Below are 17,243 nucleotides of genomic sequence, written 5' to 3' on the forward strand. Positions count from 1 at the left end.
TGCAATCCCGGATCAGCGCCTGAGCAGGCGCGTTTCCCGGTGCCAGACATAGAGACCGGCCCCCACGATCACAAGCGCGCCGGTCACCGTCCAGAAATCGGGATATTCCGAGAAGAAAAGCGCCCCCCAGAGCGTGGCGAAAACCACACCGATATAGGTGAAGGGTGCGACGGTTCCGGCCTCGGCAATCGAGAGCGAGCGGATCATCAGCACCTGGCCCAGCGTGCCGATACAGCCGACAAAGACGAAAAGCGGCAGATCGGCAGCCGCGACCGGCACCCAGTTTGTGGGCAGAAAGACCGTGAAGGCCAGCGTCCCGAAGAGTCCGCCCCAGAGCATCGCCGTCCAGACCGGCTCATATTGGCCGATGCGCCGGGTCAGGAGCGAATTGGCGGCGAAAGAGACGGCTGCGGCAAGCGGCATCAGCGCCCACCAGGTGAACACGCCGCCGCCCGGGCGCACGATGATCACGGCCCCGACCAGCGCCACGCAGATGGCAAGGATCCGCTTTGGCCCGAGCCTTTCGCCCAGAAACAGCGCAGCCCCAAGGGTGACAAGAACCGGGCTCGTGTCGGTGAGTGCGGTCGCTTCTGCGAGGCCGATGTAATTCAGCGAGGTGAAGAACAGCGCGGCCGTCGAGACCTGGAAAAACGCCCGCAGGACATGCAGGCCAGGATAAGAGGTGCGCCACATGATCAGCGTCCGCCCCCTCAGGATCAGAACGACGATCAGCACCTGGCCGAGAAAACGCGCCCAGATCACCTGCGGCGCCGGATAGCGCTGCAACAGGCCCTTGGCGCTCGCATCGAGCAGGGTGAAAGCGAGGATTGCGAGGATCATCAGCAGGATGCCTCGCGCGGGGTTCTGCGCAGTTTGCATGATGCCTGCGACGCTACCTGGCTGCCGGGGAAGAGACAAGAGAGGATGGCTGGCCCGGAGCCCATCTGACCGGCTGGAATGCGGCTGGTTCAGGCCGGGCCCGTGGTGGCCTTCTCATGAGACAAAGGTCGGGAAGGCGAGGCAGGGGAGCGGAGTATTCCCGATGTGTCTGTGCCACCTGCGTAGGGTCTGGCCGGAGCTGCAGGAAATGGGGCATGGGCTGCGCTGATTTCCAGGTGACGGGGGTGGCGCAATTGAGGCACCTCCTCCCGACCGGGAGGAGCGCGCGGAGCGCAGTCACTTTCGGTCCGAAGACCCGCATATGGATGCCCGAATTGTGCGAGGGGCACCGGAGATCGGCTCTGCTTCTACAATATGAGACGCGGTTGAGTGAGGCTTGCGGCGCGGCCATGACAGAGTTCCGGGGGCAGAGCAACGTAAGGCCGGGATCATCTGTCGCGGTGCCAATGGCCTGGGGAAAGGCGCATCGGGTGAGATGTGATCCGGCGCCTCCGGCAGAGGCTCCTTGCGGAAGGCACCAGGCTTTTGCTGATGGGGTTTTGCGCGCGGGGCCCGGCATGCCATGCCAGTGGCTGCGCCGGACGATCTGGTAAGGGAGCGTGAGAACCGAACGCTCTCACCAGGCGCAGGCCGTTTTGCAGTGGCACTAGGGGCGCCCAGAGGCCTAATGCGGGTATCTCCGTTCGTTCCGCGTCGCGGCGGGGAGATGCCCGCAGAGGAGCCGCCGGATCTTTGTAAGCGGAGATTTTTGGCCGGGGATGCGGCCAGAGAGGCGTTTTGTCTGAGACGGGCTTTGCCAGAAAGGCGCGTTTGGCGCTGGCGGGTCATTCCTCCTCTTCGGGCAACATCATGATCAGCTCGCCCTGGGCCTCCAGGCTGCGGGCGGCGGCGACGATTGCGCCCATCGCGGTCTCACCGTCCTTGTCCTTGATCTTCGGCGCCTGTTCGACCTCGTCACGGATGTTTTGCGCCATGCGCTGCGAGATACAGGCGAGGATGAATTCGCCGGCAGCCTCCAGCGGCGGTTTGCCTTTGCTATAGGCGATAGCGGTGACCAGCGTGGCCTGATCGACCAGCCGCACGACTTTCGGAATGTCGCGACCAGTGACCCGAACGGGGAAATGCGCGAAGGTGAAGATGGCGCGGCGCACCTCTTCGGCAAAACCGGCATCCGCGTCTTCCAGACCCTTCAGCACATCTTCGCGCACCTGGGCGGGAGAGACATTGAGGATCGCCCCCACACGTTCGACCGGGCCACGGTCAAAGGCCTTTTGCGGCTGCGCGTCGATCTGGCCGAGAATGGCAATGCCGATGCGGCGCACGGTATCGGGGTCGGTATTGGCGGTTTGCGAGACGGCAAAGGCAATGCGGCGCGCGCGTTCGCCCGGGAGTTTGCCCAGAAACTCTGCCGCCTTTTGCACCGGCATTTTCGACAGGATCACGGCGGCGACCTCGATCGCTTCATTTTCGAGCACCGGAACCAGCCGTTCGGGAGACAGCGCACCCAGCCGTTCCCAGGGATCACCGCGCGCGCCCACGCCCACCTTGCGGCGCAGCCGGCTCGCGGTGGATTGCGAAATATGGCCATCCATCGCGTTCAGCGCACCTTCCAGCCCGCCGGGAAAGGCGAGGCCGACCGAATCCAGTTCGGCCATGAATTCCGCGATGACCTGGTCCAGCGTTTCGCGGTCGACCAGCCGCATCTGGCCCATTTGTTCGGCCAACGCGGTCTGAAGATGGTCCGGCAGCTGCGCAATCGGCAGTTCGGCCCCTTGTGCCAGCATATAGCGCACCACCACCGCTGCCTTTTCGCGCGCGCTGAGCATCCGGCGCAACCCGTTTCCCTGCGCGCTGTGGTGACCACCCGCAACCGGACGCTGGGTCGGAGTTATCCGTGCCAGCTGAACCCCATGGGACATGTGCTGCCTCTCAACCTGATCTCTGGCTGATCCTGCCAAAGCGGGGTTAACCGGAGATTGTCAGCGCAGGGTGTTTTCATAAGAAATGCAGCCTGAGCGGCCGGGCCGCATAAAAATTACCCGCGACAGCCCTGCCGCGGGCAATCTCAGCGGGGCTTTGGGCCCGTCAGCTTGCGGGCTGGATGAGGCAAGAGCCACTTGCCTCATCCCAGACCGCGCCGGGCGTACAAAGGGACGCCGTGGTGTCTTTCGGTTTCATACAATCACGCGCCGAGGCGAGGCCCGGCATCAGCATCAGGGGAAGCACGGCGATCAGTGCGGCCCCGCGCAGAGGTCTCGTCATCTTAAATCCTCCTCTGTTCCGCCGCCGGAGTGGCGACCGCCGCAGGATGCCATGAAAAAACCCCCGCCCGCAGCGAAACTGCGGACGGGGGGCATAATGCGGGTCACAACTGCGACAGCTGCGCCGTGTCAGGGCTTATTTGCCGAAAACGCGGGCAAAAATCGTATCGACATGTTTGGTGTGGTAGCCAAGGTCGAATTTCTCCTCGATCTCGGCGGGGGAGAGCGCTTTGGTCACCTCTTCATCGCCAAGCAGCTCGGTCTTGAAATCCGCGCCCTGTTCCCAGACCTTCATCGCGTTGCGCTGCACCAGACGGTAGCTGTCTTCGCGCGACACACCGGCCTGGGTCAGTGCCAGAAGCACCCGCTGCGACATCACAAGCCCTTTGAACTTGTTCATGTTTTTCAGCATGTTTTCCGGGTAGATCACCAGTTTTTCGATCACACCGGCCAGCCGGTTCAGTGCGAAATCCAGCGTCACGGTGCTGTCAGGCCCGATCGCGCGCTCGACCGAGCTGTGCGAGATATCGCGCTCATGCCAGAGCGCCACGTTTTCCATCGCCGGCACCACCGACATGCGCACAAGCCGGGCAAGACCGGTGAGGTTTTCGGTCAGGACCGGGTTCCTCTTATGCGGCATCGCCGAGGAACCTTTCTGCCCGGGCGAGAAAAACTCTTCCGCCTCGAGCACTTCGGTCCGCTGCATATGGCGGATCTCGATGGCGATGTTTTCAATCGACGAGGCGATCACACCCAGCACCGCGAAATACATCGCATGGCGGTCGCGCGGGATCACCTGCGTCGAGACCGGCTCCGGCTCCAGCCCGAGCTTCTCGCAGACATATTCCTCGACGCGCGGGTCGATATTGGCGAATGTGCCGACTGCACCCGAAATCGCACCGGTGCGGATCTCGTCTTTCGCGGCTTTCAGACGGCGCAGGTTGCGGTCCATCTCGGCGTAAAACCGTGCGAAGGTCAGGCCCATCGTGGTCGGTTCGGCATGGATGCCATGGCTGCGGCCGATGCGGACGGTGTCCTTGTGTTCAAAGGCGCGGGTTTTCAGCGCGGCCAGAACCCGTTCGACGCCCGCGATCAGGATGTCGGAGGCGCGCACCAGCTGGATGTTCAGCGTGGTGTCGAGCACGTCGGAAGAGGTCATGCCCTGATGAACAAAGCGCGCCTCATCTGCGCCGATGATCTCGGCCAGATGGGTGAGGAAGGCGATCACGTCATGTTTGGTGACGGCTTCGATCTCGTCGATCCGGGCCACGTCAAAGGCCACATCCTTTGCCTTCCAGACGGCGTTCGCATTCTCGCGCGGGATCACGCCGAGATCGGCCTGGGCGTCGCAGGCATGGGCCTCGATCTCGTACCAGATGCGGAATTTGGTCTCGGGCGACCAGATGGCGACCATTTCGGGGCGGGAATAACGCGGGATCATCACGGACCTCTGACTGGCGGCTTGGTTGGCCTTCCCTTAAAGAGCGGTCGGGGCAGGTGCAAGCAATCGCAGGAACAGATGCGCAGAAATGGCGCACAGAAATGGCAGGTCGAAATGGCAGGACGGATGTGGAAAGCCGGGGCGCTGGTGTTGAGCCTTGCGACCGGTATGGCGCATGCGGCGGCGGACTGGGCCACGGTGCCGGATGACCGGGTCGAGACGGTGCTGGCCGCACGGACCATCGGTTTTCCGGATGGCGTGACCTGGGGGTTCTTTGCCGATGGCCGTGTCCTCTCAGGGGAAACCTGGGGGCGGTGGAGCCTCGGCGACGAGACGGTCTGCCTGTTATGGCCCGGGGCCGAGGCCGTTTGCTACCGGCTTGACGAAAAGGGCATCGACCTGCGGTTTACCCCGGTTTCTGGCGGTGCGGCGCGGGTGGGGCGCTATATCGACCTCTGACGCACGCTCAGGGGGGGCGCCGTTGGTGCCGCAGCAGCCGCAGGAAAGGCCCTGGAATGCGCGGCGGCTTGCAGCGATTCCTTAACTTTCGGGCTTCAGTCTCCGGGGAAGGACCCTATGGCGACTGAAGGAACCCGCGATGAGACTGCTGCTGCGACCAGAGGACCGGAGCGACCGACACGACCGGAAAACCTCTCCCTGCGGCCAGGTCTTTGTTTCGGGCGGCATTCATCGCGCCATGTCGCAACGGCCGCCGGGACAGGGTGGATCCGCCATGGCCGACACCGGCCCGAAGACACTGGTCGAGGCCGGCCTGACACAGATGCCCGCGACCGCCTGGCGGGTGCCCGGTTTCACCCGGCCCGCGCGGCTGAGCCGCAGTGACTGGCTGATCCGGGCCTTTGCATTGCTCGCCCGATCCGGGCATCCTGCGCTGAATATCGCGGTTCTCTGTGATTGCCCGGGGGCATCAAGGGCCGGGTTTTACGGTTTTTTTCCCGATCTGGCGGCCTATCGTCTCGAAGTGATTGCGCTGTGGGAGCGGACCTCGCAACAGCAGGTTCTGTCTCTCGCCCCGGCTGAAAGCGGCGCCCCCCGGCTGGCTTTGGCGCGCCTGCTGGATTTGGCGGATGAGGCCATGGCCCCCCAATTTGCCACAATCAGAGATGGCGACCCCGACGCGCCTTGCGCCGTGATGATCGAACGCGCGATTCGCGACTGGGCGCGGTGTGATGTCATGGTGGCGGCGGCGCTTGCGCGTGTTGATGGCTGGCGGCTTGCGCAGGTGCAGGATCTGCTGGTCAGAGCAGGCCTGTCACAGCGCCGCGCGGCAGAGCGGGCGGCGGTTTTCTACGCGGCGCGGCTTGGCTTTGACCGGCTGCGCGACAGCACCGATATCGTCGCGGCGTCGCCGATGCGGGCGCTGGCGCTGGCTATTCTCGGCGGACGGGACATGGGCGGGGCGATGCCGATGTGCTGAGCCTGCCCGGTGCGGCATTCGGGGATGGTGGCCAGGTGAAGCGCGCATACTGATCCGGGTGTTGCCCGCTTTCGGACGGTGAGCAGGTCCGGGCCGAACTGCCTGCGAAACCCGGAACAATGCCATGATTGTGCCGGTTTCAGGTCTTTTCCCAGGCGCATTCCTGCCGCCTGACATTCCGGCAGGAGGGGCCCTGAGCAGGGGGCCGTCCGGGGCGTGAGTTGTGCAAGGGCCGGGGCCGCTGGTGTGGTTTCGCGATTTATGTGAACGACGGATTTAACGATGATGAAAAGTGACAGTGATGAGTCCCGTCCGGCAATCTGGGCAGAGGGCAGTCAGAAGCCCCCGTTCGAGCCGCGCGCTTTTGCCCGCGTCGCCCTGAAGATCGGGCGCGAGACTGTTTCTGGCATCCTTGCGCGCTGTGGCAGCAGTGCCAGAGATATCGGCGGCGATCTGCGCGCCGGAAGATTGCGGATCCCCGAAGAGCGGCTCGGCCATACCGGTCGCTTTCTGCCTTCGGCGTCCGGCACCGGGCGCGCGGTCCTGGGCGGGGCCGGAATTTTGCACCGCGCGTCAGAAATTACCCGGCCCAATGCATTTGTCCGCGCGCCAAAAGACATCGACGCCGCCTATCGCGACCTGTTTCGGGGGCGCGTCGCGCCTGCAGAGGCCGCACCCCTGGCGCAGCCCTTGACGGATCAGCTTGCCGCGATCCGGGATATGCTGCGCAACCCGCAGCAGGATGCGGCGGAGACCGCGAGAAAACCGGGCCACAATGACGGCGCGCCGGAGCAATTGCCCGGGGCCCGCGCAGAGAGCATCTCTTTGACACGCAGGCTGCGCCATGCGGCCGGGGAAGGGGCTGCGCTCATCCTCGGCTGCTGGATGATCGCTTTCGCGTTACCCTATGGTGCGATCCGTGCCGGGCTTGCCCATTTCAGGGGTGAAGACCTGCGCAAGATCCGCAGCCGCGGCGAATAATCCGCAGACTTTGCGGGTGGGGCGAGGGGCGCGTTCCCCGACGCCGGTCAATGCACCGCTGCCAGCAAGGCGGCATGTTCGTCCGCCGTCACCGTATCGGCCCGGACCAGCCAGGTATGGATCGCAAACACCACTGCCCTGGTGACCGGCAGCCGGATCAGGGCCTGCTTCTCGCAGCGGATATAGCGGTGCTCTTGTGGCCGTGGGCGCGGCTGGCTTTCGGGGCGCGGCTGATGCAGCTCCGGATCGTCATAGGTCAGGTAATTCATCCGCCAGAGCGGCTGTTCCGGCCGGATCGCATCAAAGAGCCGCTGCACCCCCCGGGCGAGGCGCTCATCATAGGGCTCGACCGGCTCATGGATGCGCAAAAGCGAGCGACCGATCTTTTGCGAGAGCGTCCAGCCCGCCGGGAAACACAAAAGCGCGCCGGTCAGACGGTGGCTGTCCTCGCCGGTCTCTAAAATGCAGAGATCCTCCTGCACCAGCCGCCCGAGCGTCAGCAGCGGCTGGCGAGAATCGGGGCGAATGGTCACCCCATCGGGGCGCGTGATCGCAGCACTGTCTGCCGAAAACCGATAGCCCGGATCGCGAGCCAGCCGCGCCAGCACCATGTCATACAGCTCGCACGCGGCAGGTCCGGCCTCGGGCAAAAGCGCGTGGACGCGGTCGGGGATATCAGAGATCAGGGTGTCGCGCCGCGCCATCTGGCCGGCGAAAGCCTCGTCGCGCGCGATCCAGCTGTCATCGGTCAGGGGCTGGATGCCAGGCAGGCGGGTACTGCGCGGATCCATCCAGGGCAAAAAGGGCAGGCGGGTCTGCAGGATGGCGGAATCGGCTGTCACTGTCGTGTCGGTCTCAAAGGGGTATTGCCGCAGACCCTAATCCGGCTGGTCGCGCCAGGGCAAGGGCAGAGCCGGACGAGGAACCGTCCAAAGAAAAAGGCCGCCCCCGAAGGTGCGGCCCGTTTTCATCGACTGACAGGAAGATCAGAGCTCGTCGAGAGCCTCGACCGCCTTTTGCAGATCGTCTTTCGAGACGTCTTTCTCGGTCACTTTCGCGAGGCCGACGATGTGATCGACAACCTTGTCTTCGAAGATCGGTGCGCGCAGCTGCTGCTGGATCTGCGGGTTTTTCTGCACGAATTCGAAATAGGCGCGCTCCTGGCCCGGATACTGGCGGGCAGTCTGGATCACGGCCTGGGTCATCTCGGCATCGGACACGGTGACCTCAGCCTTGCGGCCGATTTCAGCGAGCAGCAGCCCCAGACGCACGCGGCGCTCGGCGAGCTTCTTATGCTCGTCGGTTGCTTCGATATTGCCGTGGTTATGGCCATGCTCTTCCGGGTGCTCTTCATGCCAGAGCTGATGCGCGATCTGGCTGGCTTCCGCCTCGACCAGTTTCGACGGCAGCTCGAACGACACGAGACCATCCAGCTGGTCCAGCAGGGCACGTTTCAGAACGGCGCGCGAAGCACCTTTATATTCGGCTTCGAGACGCTCACCGATCTGGGTTTTCAGACCTGCAAGATCTTCGGCGCCGAATTTCTTCGCCAGCTCGTCGTCGATCTCGGCGGCTTTCGGCGCCTTGACCTCATGCACGGTGCATTTGAAGAGGGCTTCTTTTCCGGCCAGATGTGCCGCGCCATATTCGGCCGGGAAGGTCACTTTGACCTCAACCTCGTCACCGGCTTTGGCACCGGTCAGCTGATCCTCGAAACCGGGGATGAAGCTGTTCGAGCCCAGAACCAGCGGATAGCCTTCGCCCTTGCCGCCCTCGAAAGCTTCGCCATCGACGAAACCTTCAAAATCGATCACGACCTGATCGCCCTCTTTGGCTTTCGAGCCTTTCTTGCGGGCTTCGAAATCTTTCGCATTGTCGGCGAGGTTTTTCAGCGCTTCGTCCACATCGGATTCGGCGGCCTTCACGACCAGCTTTTCCAGTGCGACTTTCGCGGTGTCGAGTTCCGGGATCTCGGGCAGGGTCTCATAGGCGACCTCGACCACGACGTCCTTCTCGGGCGACCAGCTTTCGCCGCCTGCCATCTTGACTTCGGGCTGCAGCGCCGGGCGGTCACCGGTTGCCTCGAAATGGTCCTTCATGGCACCATCGACGGCATCCTGCATGGCTTCGCCCATCAGGCGGTCGCCAAACTGCTTGCGCAGGATCGCCAGCGGCACTTTGCCCTTGCGAAAGCCCTTGATTTCAATGTCGGGCTGCGCTTCGAGCAGCTTTTCCTGCACTTTCGCATCCAGCTCTGCCGCGGTCACCGTGATGGTATAGCCGCGCTTCAGGCCGTCTTTCAGGGTCTCGGTGACCTGCATCTGTTTACCTTCCCAATCCTCAAATGGTGCGGGTGGAGGGACTTGAACCCCCACGCCGTAAGGCGCCGGAACCTAAATCCGGTGCGTCTGCCAATTCCGCCACACCCGCATCGCTCATGTTCTTCCAGGATAACGAAACGGGGACCAGACCCTGATGTGACAGGCCGGCCCCCGCATATGCCCGGAAAATCCGCGCCCTTCTAGCAAAGGCCCGATTGGGATGCGAGCGGAAAATCATCGCAACAATCCTGCCGGAAGGCGGACATTCCTGCCACAAAACCGGTGCATCTGGCGGCAAAAGCCTGGAAATAAGCGCAGCCCTGACCAATTCCTGCCATAGTTCGGGGCAAAACTGGGCCGGATAGCGCGAAGATCAGGGATTGAGACCATGATGATCGAAAGCCTCCTCAGCGTTGAAACCGGCCTTGCGGCTGTCGAAGCCACCGCAGAGGCCGGTCTTACGGTCGGCACCACGGTTCTCACCCTTGAGGGCGATTTGCCGGTTCAGTTTCTCGCCCCGGGCGACCATGTTGTCACCCGGTCCGGCGCTAAAATTCTGAAATCGATCAAAGTTTCGGTGATGCGCGATGCCGGTATGATCCGCGTCAACGCGTCGGCGCTTGGCCATGACCGCCCGGAAGCCGATTGCTTCCTTGCGCCGGGCCAGAAAATCATGCTGCGCGACTGGCGGGCCCGGGCCCTTTATGGTCAGGACGTTGCCATGATCGAGGCACAGCGCCTGTGCGACGGCGATTACATCCGCTTTGAGACAGTGTCGGAGATCCGCCTTTTCACGCTGGCCTTTGATGGCGACGAAATCATCTATGCAAATGGCATGGAACTGCATTGCGCCGGTGCCCCGGTCACCGCCTGATCCGTGCTCCTGGTTTAAAGGCGTGGCGCGACCCGACCTGCCGCGCTTTGCCATGTCACCCTGACACAATTACGCCTGCCGGAGGCGGCCCGAAGGCAGCCTGAGGCCCGCTCCACCGCCCTGTCGCGCTGAGAACCTTTGGCAGCGCCTCAGGCAGATCTTCCGCGATCAGCCCCGGCCCAAAGCTGCGCGCCGCTTCGACATGAAGCCAGGCGCCGAGACAGGCAGCCTCAAATGCCCCGATCCCGCGTGCCAGCACTCCGGTGATGATCCCGGCAAGGACGTCCCCCGATCCTGCTGTCGCGAGCCAGGGCGCCTCTCGTCCATAGGCTGCCGAATTGATGACCACGGCGCCAGCAGGATCGGCGATCACAGTGTCGCGCCCCTTCAGCAAAACGATACAACCCGCCTGCCGCGCCGCCGCGCGCGCGGCGTCTATGCGCGAACAGGCTGGTGCCGGGCCGGGTGGTGCCGTCAGTTGCGCTGCAATTTCAGGAAAGAGACGCACGAATTCGCCACCATGCGGAGTCAGAACCATATCCTTATGCAATCGCGCAAAGAGGTCGGGATGGCCTGCCAGCAGGGTCAGTGCATCTGCATCCAGCACCGCGGGCCGACCGGTGTCCAGCACCGCCCGAAGCAGCCCGGCCTCGCGAGAACCGGTCCCAAGGGCAGGGCCAATACAAAGCGCGTTGATCCGCGGGTCTTCAAGCAAAGCGGTCAGGGCCGCCGGATCGGCGACCGGTGACAGCATGATCGCATCAAGCCGCGCCGCATTCTCGGCCATTGCCTCCGGCGGGCTTGCCAGGGTCACAAGGCCTGCACCGATCCGCAACGCGCTGCGGGCCGAAAGCCGCGCCGCGCCGCTGCGCCCGGCGGCCCCGCCTGCGACCAGCGCATGGCCATGGCTGAATTTATGGCCGCCGGTGTCTTGCCAGCCCTTGTCGAGCCTGCCTTTCCTGCCCGAAAATCCCGGGCGTAGGCTGCGGCCATCCTCGATCCGGATCAGCGCAGACATGTCATATTCCCCGTGCCTGCCGTTGGTATAACTGCGGCGAAAAAGCCGTGACGGCGCCTGCGGATCCAGCCCGATATCGCAGCAGACAAGCCTGCCGGAAAAGGAGGGGCCGTCTGCGAGAAAATGGCCGCATTTGAAAAAGCCGAAGGTGACGGTCAGGTCGACAGCGATCAGGTTGCCGAAGGCCTTACCGCTGTCAGCACAAAGCCCCGAGGGAAGATCAACCGCGAGTGAAAGCACCTCTGCCAGCGCCACCGCCTCGCTGAGCTTTTCCAGCGCCGCGAGCATTGGCCCGGATATCGGGCGCGAGATGCCGGTCCCGAGCAGGGCATCCACCACCAGATCCGGGCGGGTATCCCAGGGATCGCAGGCGGCAGGGTCCCGGATCGGGCCGAGTTGCAGCCAGCGGTCGCGGTTGATGCGCGCATCCGCCGGCAGGCGTGCCGGATCGCCGGTCAGAAATACATCAACGCTCCAGCCCTGATCATGCAGCAGCCGCGCGATGACGAACCCATCGCCGCCATTATTGCCCGGGCCGCAGAAGATCATGGCACGTCCCGACAGCGGTCGCGCGGCGGGCCATGAGGCGATAATCGCATCAACCACCGCCTGACCGGCGCGCTCCATCAGTTCCAGGCCGGTGACCGCACCCGAGGCAATGGCGTCATTTTCAACCGCCCGCATCTGCGCCGAGGTCAGAACTATGCTCATTTTTTGCCTGTTTGCTGCATGGGCGTTCCAGCGTCGCCTGTTTTTGTGACTGTGTGCTTAATTATTGTGCATGTCGCGCGAATTTCCGCCCGGCTTGCGCGCTTGCCGGGGCATCGCGATTGCCCGTCTGATGCGAAAATGGTCGATGGTCAGAGACAAGAACGGAGGAGTCGGCGGATGAAGAAGGTTGAGGCGATCATCAAGCCCTTCAAACTTGATGAGGTCAAGGAAGCCCTGCAGGAAGCCGGAATCCAGGGGCTCTCGGTCACCGAGGTCAAGGGATTCGGTCGCCAGAAGGGCCATACCGAACTTTATCGCGGGGCCGAATATGTTGTCGACTTCCTGCCCAAGGTGAAGATCGAAGTGATCCTGGCGGATGACATGGTCGAGGCGGCCGTCGAGGCCATCGTTTCGGCCGCGCGCACCGACAAGATCGGCGACGGTAAGATCTTTGTCTCTCCGGTCGAACAGGCGATCCGCATCCGCACCGGCGAAACCGGCGATGATGCGATCTGACCCGATGATCTGATCCGGCGATCTGATCATACGAATTTCCGAATACGGGCAGGCGCAGACGGCGCGGGCCCGGCGAGTGTTAACCCTGAACGAAAGGCAGTCAGATGAGCGCGGTTGCGAAGGCTCTCAAACTGATCAAGGACGAGGAAGTCGAATATGTCGACGTCCGCTTCACCGACCCGAAAGGCAAGCTCCAGCATGTCACGCTGGTTGTTGATCTGATTGATGAAGACTGGTTCGAAGAAGGCTTCATGTTCGACGGCTCGTCGATCGCGGGCTGGAAGTCGATTGACCAGTCCGACATGAAACTGATCCCGGATCCGACCTCGATCTATCTCGACCCCTTCTATGCCGAGAAAACGCTCGCGGTGCATTGCAACGTGGTCGAACCCGACACCAACGAGGCCTATGACCGTTGCCCGCGTCAGACCGCGACCAAGGCAGAGGCCTATCTGAAAGCCACGGGAATTGGCGATACGGCTTTCTTCGGCCCGGAAGCTGAATTCTTCATCTTCGACGACGTGCGCTATTCGATCACGCCGCAGAAGGTGTCGTTCCAGATCGACGCCGAGGCGGCTGCCTGGAATACCGATGCCGAAATCGAAGGTGGCAACCTTGCCCATCGCGCCGGCCATAAGGGCGGCTACTTCCCGGTCAATCCGGTGGATGAGGCCCAGGACCTGCGCGGCGAGATGCTCTCGACCATGAAGCGTATGGGCATGAAGGTCGACAAGCATCACCATGAGGTCGCCACCTGCCAGCACGAGCTGGGGATGATCTTCGGTGGTCTGGTCGAACAGGCCGACAACATGCAGAAATACAAGTATGTGATCCACAATGTGGCGCATGCTTACGGCAAGACCGTGACCTTCATGCCAAAACCCATGAAGGGTGACAACGGCTCGGGGATGCATGTGAACATGTCGATCTGGAAGAACGGCAAGCCGCTCTTCGCAGGCGATAAATATGCTGACCTGTCACAGGAAGCCCTGTGGTTCATCGGCGGCATCCTCAAGCATGCGAAAGCGCTTAATGCGCTGACCAACCCGTCGACCAACAGCTACAAGCGTCTGATCCCGGGCTTTGAAGCACCGGTTCTGCGGGCATATTCGGCCCGCAACCGCTCGGGCTGCGTTCGTATTCCGTGGACGGAATCGCCGAAGGCAAAGCGTGTTGAAGCGCGTTTCCCCGATCCGGTCGCGAACCCCTATCTGGCGTTTGCAGCGCTGCTGATGGCTGGCCTTGATGGCATCAGGAACAAGATCGATCCGGGCCCGGCATCGGATAAAGACCTTTACGACCTGCCGCCCGAAGAACTGGCCGCGATCCCGACCGTTTGCGGCTCGCTTCGTGAGGCTCTGGAAGAGCTGGAAAAGGACATGGACTTCCTGGTCGCAGGCGATGTGTTCACCAAAGACCAGCTGCAATCCTATATCGCCCTGAAATGGGAAGAGGTTTATGCCTATGAGCATACGCCGCATCCGATTGAATATGCGATGTATTATTCCTGCTGATCGGCGGGAACGAATTGGAAAGGGCGGCCTTCGGGCCGCCCTTTTTTCTTTGGTCTGCTTTGTTTGCCTGCCTCGTTTCTGTGTTGTGCGGGGTCAGTGCGCGTTCATCTCGGAGACGATCTCTGCCCCGCTGAGACCGGCCGGATAATAGGTGGGCCAGTTGGTCAGCTCTTTCAGCAGTTCTGCACGGTCATCGCCGAAATAGAGATGGAAATGCCCGGATTTTTCGGGCGCGATGATATGGTCGCTGAACTGGATGAAGCCTGGCGCCTGCGCATCGCCGGCGGTCTTTCTGAAGATGAAGCGAACACCCCGATTGCCCTTCTCATAGGTCAGGATCTCATAACCATCCGCGGCATAGGTGCCGGTTGCCGCGCCGCCAGCGGTCTGGAAGGTGATCTGGTCGCCGGTGATGGTGATGCGGTCGGTTTCGGTGGCATAGCCAGTCTCGTAATAGGCTTTGTATTCTGCCGCAGATTTGTCGCCATGCGCGGCCTTTTCAGCCATAACGGGGTCAAGCGTGCCGTCTTTCAGCAGCGGATAGACCGATTGCCAGTCGCCTTCCCAATCGGAAAGCGCGCGGTCGCCGATCTGGCTGTCTTCGAAATATCCCTTGTAAATCTGGCTCTTCGCCTCGTCATGGCTGTGGGAATGGTCATGCGAATGGTCATGATCTTTCTTTGCAGTATCGGCCATGGCAAGCGAAAGCGAGGCGGTGAAAGCAAGCACGCCGAGGAGCAGCGGGCGGTGAAGGAGGGTGGCCATGGTCTTTATCCCCTGGATCGGGCGGAAGGCTCCGCGATTCGTTATGTGATAGTATAACTATTTTTGACTAACGAGGAGCACAGGGCAGGGCAAGGGAAACCTGCCGGCCGGGGCAGGGATCCGCCGCAGGGATCCGCGAATGAAAAAGGCCGCGCCCGGTGGGGCGCGGCCTTTCGATCCGGAGATCCGGATTTGATTATTCGTCTTCCGACGCGGCAGAGCCCATCTCGTCGAACAGCTCGGAGATCTCGAATTCCGCCTGGGCTTCCGCCTCGGCTGCGAGTTCCTGGACCGACTTGCCCGAAGCCTGCAGAGCAGCTTCTTCGACCGAACGGGCCACGTTCACCGAAACGCTGACCGAAACTTCCGGATGCAGCACGACGGTGATCGGGTGGATGCCGAGATACTTGATCGGCTGGTCCTGTGCGACCTGGCCACGGGCGATGGTGTAGCCCGCAGCGGTAGCCGCTTCGGATACGTCACGACCGGTGACCGAACCGTAAAGCGCGCCCGATTCGGAGGCCGAACGGATCACGATGAAGGTCTGACCGTCGATCTTTGCAGCGGCGGCTTCGGCTTCTTTTTTGGTCTCGAGGTTGTCGGCTTCGAGCTGCGACTTGCGCGCCTCGAAGGACTTGATGTTGGCCTCATTGGCGCGCAGCGCCTTGCCTTGCGGCAGGAGGTAGTTGCGGGCATAGCCCGGCTTGACGTTGACGACTTCGCCCATCTGGCCGAGTTTCGCCACGCGCTGGAGCAGGATCACTTGCATGGTTCGGTGCTCCTCACTTCACGGCATAGGGGAGAAGCGCGAGGAAACGTGCGCGCTTGATGGCCCGTGCCAGTTCACGCTGTTTCTTCGCCGAGACGGCGGTGATGCGCGACGGAACGATCTTGCCGCGCTCGGATACGTAGCGCTGCAGGAGACGGGTGTCTTTGTAGTCGATTGCCGGTGCATTGTCGCCCGAGAAGGGGCAAACCTTGCGGCGGCGGAAAAACGGTTTATTCGCCATGGTTTATGGACCTTTCTTCAGGCGTTGATCAGCGACGCTCGCGGCGTTCGTAACCGCCACGGTCGCCGCCTTCGCGGTCGCCACGGCCTTCACGCTCGTCACGTTTCTGCATCTGAACCGAGGGGCCGTCGGTATGCTTATCGACCTTGATGGTCAGGATACGCATCACGTCGTCATGCAGACGCATCAGACGTTCCATTTCCTGCACTGCAGCAGCCGGAGCATCCGACTTCAGCAGGGTGAAATGGCCCTTGCGGTTCTTGTTGATCTTATAGGCCATCGTTTTGACGCCCCAGTACTCGTGCTCGACGACTTTGCCGCCGTTATCTGCGAGAACCGTGGAGAAATGTTCGATGAGGCCTTCGGCCTGCGCGTTGGAGAGATCCTGGCGCGCGATGAAGACATGCTCGTAAAGCGGCATGAGGCTTCCTTGCTGACAGGGCGGCTTCATAGGACGGGCAAAGACCTTTCCGGGCCCGTCCACGAGAGGCTACGCCGGTTCATGGGTATTCGGAAAGGATGGGGCCTTATACAGGGAAAGCAGAGGGGCGCAAGGACGAAGGGCGGCAGCCGGGACAATGGCAAAAGCCCGCCGTTCACGGAAGGTCTGGCGGAATTGTGACTGTTCACAGGTGCAGGGATGCTGTTCGCTCCTGCCGGATTGTGCGGCTGCAGCATGACCGGCAGTCTCGCACCATCTTAAGTCCATTCATGGAGACAGGTATGAACCGTCCGCTTTCTTTCGCTCTTGCCGCCGCCCTGGCTGCTTTCACCGCCCCCGCTTTTGCAGAAGCCGTGAAGTACAATGTCGATCCGGGGCACAGCCAGATCCTTTTCAGCTATAATCACCTTGGTTTCTCGACCAATTACGGCATGTTCTCGGGCTTTGACGGCGTGGTGAATTTCGACGCGGATGCACCGGCGGAATCGTCGGTGGAAGTGTCTTTCCCGGTTTCGACCCTGATCACCGGTTTCCAGGCGCGCTATGATCACTTCATGACCGCCGATTTCTTCAATGCCGAAGTGAACAAGGACGTGACCTTCAAATCGACCTCGATCGAGGTGACCGGTGAGAAGACCGCGAAGATCACCGGCGACCTGACGCTGAACGGTGTGACGAAATCGGTGGTGCTTGACACCGTGCTGAACCAGGCCGGCGAGCATCCGATGGAGAAAAAGCCGTGGATCGGTCTGACCGCGACCACCACGCTGATCCGGTCGGAATACGGCCTGGGCATGGTGGCGCCCTTTGTCAGCGACGAAGTGCCGGTGACGATCAACCTCGAGGCCGGCAAGGCTGACTGACCGGTTTCGACGCAGGAAGATATCAGGCCGTCCGGAGAGATCCGGGCGGCCTTTTTCTATGGCGGTCGGGGAGGCTTCCGGCGGGAGTATTCTTCGCACGAGGAAGTTGCGGCTTGTGTGTTTTGCGAAAACCCGGGGGCGTACAAATACGCGCGCCCGTGGAGGAGGGCGCGCGTATAAATTGGACG

18 protein-coding genes and 1 tRNA gene are annotated in these 17,243 nt (G+C 62.2%); 7 read left to right on the forward strand and 12 right to left on the reverse strand.

The features are described from left to right. Positions 1–12: 12 nt before the first annotated feature. From BLW25_RS04105 to purB, 4 genes are all read right to left on the reverse strand, one after another. A complete protein-coding gene (locus tag BLW25_RS04105) occupies positions 13–879 on the reverse strand; it encodes a DMT family transporter (RefSeq protein ID WP_092896576.1) in 867 nt (288 codons plus the stop codon). Between the two features lie 845 nt (positions 880–1,724). Continuing rightward, positions 1,725–2,819 (reverse strand): flagellar motor switch protein FliG, encoded by a 1,095-nt coding sequence (locus BLW25_RS04115; protein ID WP_092896580.1) that lies wholly within the window; start codon positions 2,817–2,819, stop codon positions 1,725–1,727. A gap of 166 nt (positions 2,820–2,985) precedes the next feature. Next, positions 2,986–3,162, reverse strand: coding sequence for a hypothetical protein (locus tag BLW25_RS24235; RefSeq protein WP_171909472.1), 177 nt, complete (start codon positions 3,160–3,162; stop codon positions 2,986–2,988). A gap of 135 nt (positions 3,163–3,297) precedes the next feature. Next, positions 3,298–4,602 (reverse strand): adenylosuccinate lyase, encoded by a 1,305-nt coding sequence (purB, locus tag BLW25_RS04120; protein ID WP_092896582.1) that lies wholly within the window; start codon positions 4,600–4,602, stop codon positions 3,298–3,300. A gap of 78 nt (positions 4,603–4,680) precedes the next feature. On the opposite strand from purB, the gene BLW25_RS04125 reads away from it, so the two are divergent. From BLW25_RS04125 to BLW25_RS04135, 3 genes are all read left to right on the forward strand, one after another. Continuing rightward, on the forward strand, positions 4,681–5,061 hold the full coding sequence (locus tag BLW25_RS04125) for a hypothetical protein (protein ID WP_092896584.1): 381 nt from the start codon (positions 4,681–4,683) through the stop codon (positions 5,059–5,061). Positions 5,062–5,200: 139 nt separating this feature from the next. Continuing rightward, positions 5,201–6,040, forward strand: coding sequence for a hypothetical protein (locus BLW25_RS04130; RefSeq protein WP_143040436.1), 840 nt, complete (start codon positions 5,201–5,203; stop codon positions 6,038–6,040). A gap of 282 nt (positions 6,041–6,322) precedes the next feature. Further along, positions 6,323–7,021, forward strand: coding sequence for a hypothetical protein (locus BLW25_RS04135; RefSeq protein WP_092896588.1), 699 nt, complete (start codon positions 6,323–6,325; stop codon positions 7,019–7,021). Between the two features lie 47 nt (positions 7,022–7,068). Here BLW25_RS04135 and BLW25_RS04140 read toward each other — a convergent pair whose 3' ends face one another. The 3 genes from BLW25_RS04140 to BLW25_RS04150 form a co-directional block, all read right to left on the reverse strand. After that, positions 7,069–7,863 (reverse strand): heme-dependent oxidative N-demethylase family protein, encoded by a 795-nt coding sequence (locus BLW25_RS04140; protein ID WP_253188206.1) that lies wholly within the window; start codon positions 7,861–7,863, stop codon positions 7,069–7,071. Positions 7,864–8,007: 144 nt separating this feature from the next. Further along, positions 8,008–9,342 carry a trigger factor gene (gene tig, locus BLW25_RS04145; protein ID WP_092896590.1) on the reverse strand — a complete coding sequence of 445 codons (1,335 nt, stop codon included), beginning with the start codon at positions 9,340–9,342 and terminating at the stop codon, positions 8,008–8,010. 24 nt (positions 9,343–9,366) lie between these two features. Further along, a tRNA-Leu gene (locus BLW25_RS04150) sits at positions 9,367–9,451 on the reverse strand. Positions 9,452–9,733: 282 nt separating this feature from the next. On the opposite strand from BLW25_RS04150, the gene BLW25_RS04155 reads away from it, so the two are divergent. Continuing rightward, positions 9,734–10,216, forward strand: coding sequence for a Hint domain-containing protein (locus BLW25_RS04155; protein WP_216279329.1), 483 nt, complete (start codon positions 9,734–9,736; stop codon positions 10,214–10,216). A 55-nt stretch (positions 10,217–10,271) separates the two neighbouring features. Here the strand turns inward: BLW25_RS04155 and BLW25_RS04160 are convergent, their stop codons facing one another. After that, positions 10,272–11,945 carry an NAD(P)H-hydrate dehydratase gene (locus tag BLW25_RS04160; RefSeq protein WP_092896594.1) on the reverse strand — a complete coding sequence of 558 codons (1,674 nt, stop codon included), beginning with the start codon at positions 11,943–11,945 and terminating at the stop codon, positions 10,272–10,274. A gap of 177 nt (positions 11,946–12,122) precedes the next feature. Between BLW25_RS04160 and BLW25_RS04165 the strand changes: the two genes are divergently transcribed. Then, the gene (locus BLW25_RS04165) at positions 12,123–12,461 is read left to right on the forward strand and encodes a P-II family nitrogen regulator (RefSeq protein WP_092896596.1); all 339 of its coding nucleotides are present in this window, start codon (positions 12,123–12,125) and stop codon (positions 12,459–12,461) included. A 104-nt stretch (positions 12,462–12,565) separates the two neighbouring features. Continuing rightward, positions 12,566–13,975, forward strand: coding sequence for a type I glutamate--ammonia ligase (gene glnA, locus BLW25_RS04170; protein WP_092896598.1), 1,410 nt, complete (start codon positions 12,566–12,568; stop codon positions 13,973–13,975). Positions 13,976–14,068: 93 nt separating this feature from the next. Here glnA and BLW25_RS04175 read toward each other — a convergent pair whose 3' ends face one another. From BLW25_RS04175 to rpsF, 4 genes are all read right to left on the reverse strand, one after another. Beyond that, on the reverse strand, positions 14,069–14,740 hold the full coding sequence (locus BLW25_RS04175; protein WP_092896599.1) for a ZinT family metal-binding protein: 672 nt from the start codon (positions 14,738–14,740) through the stop codon (positions 14,069–14,071). A 196-nt stretch (positions 14,741–14,936) separates the two neighbouring features. Further along, a complete protein-coding gene (rplI, locus tag BLW25_RS04180; RefSeq protein ID WP_092896601.1) occupies positions 14,937–15,509 on the reverse strand; it encodes a 50S ribosomal protein L9 in 573 nt (190 codons plus the stop codon). 13 nt (positions 15,510–15,522) lie between these two features. Beyond that, positions 15,523–15,750 carry a 30S ribosomal protein S18 gene (gene rpsR, locus BLW25_RS04185; protein ID WP_022704737.1) on the reverse strand — a complete coding sequence of 76 codons (228 nt, stop codon included), beginning with the start codon at positions 15,748–15,750 and terminating at the stop codon, positions 15,523–15,525. A gap of 28 nt (positions 15,751–15,778) precedes the next feature. Further along, positions 15,779–16,171 (reverse strand): 30S ribosomal protein S6, encoded by a 393-nt coding sequence (rpsF, locus tag BLW25_RS04190; protein WP_092896604.1) that lies wholly within the window; start codon positions 16,169–16,171, stop codon positions 15,779–15,781. A 302-nt stretch (positions 16,172–16,473) separates the two neighbouring features. Between rpsF and BLW25_RS04195 the strand changes: the two genes are divergently transcribed. Continuing rightward, positions 16,474–17,055, forward strand: coding sequence for a YceI family protein (locus BLW25_RS04195; protein ID WP_092896606.1), 582 nt, complete (start codon positions 16,474–16,476; stop codon positions 17,053–17,055). Positions 17,056–17,243: the final 188 nt, after the last annotated feature.

Source organism: Rhodobacter sp. 24-YEA-8, from assembly GCF_900105075.1.
GTDB lineage: Bacteria > Pseudomonadota > Alphaproteobacteria > Rhodobacterales > Rhodobacteraceae > Pseudogemmobacter.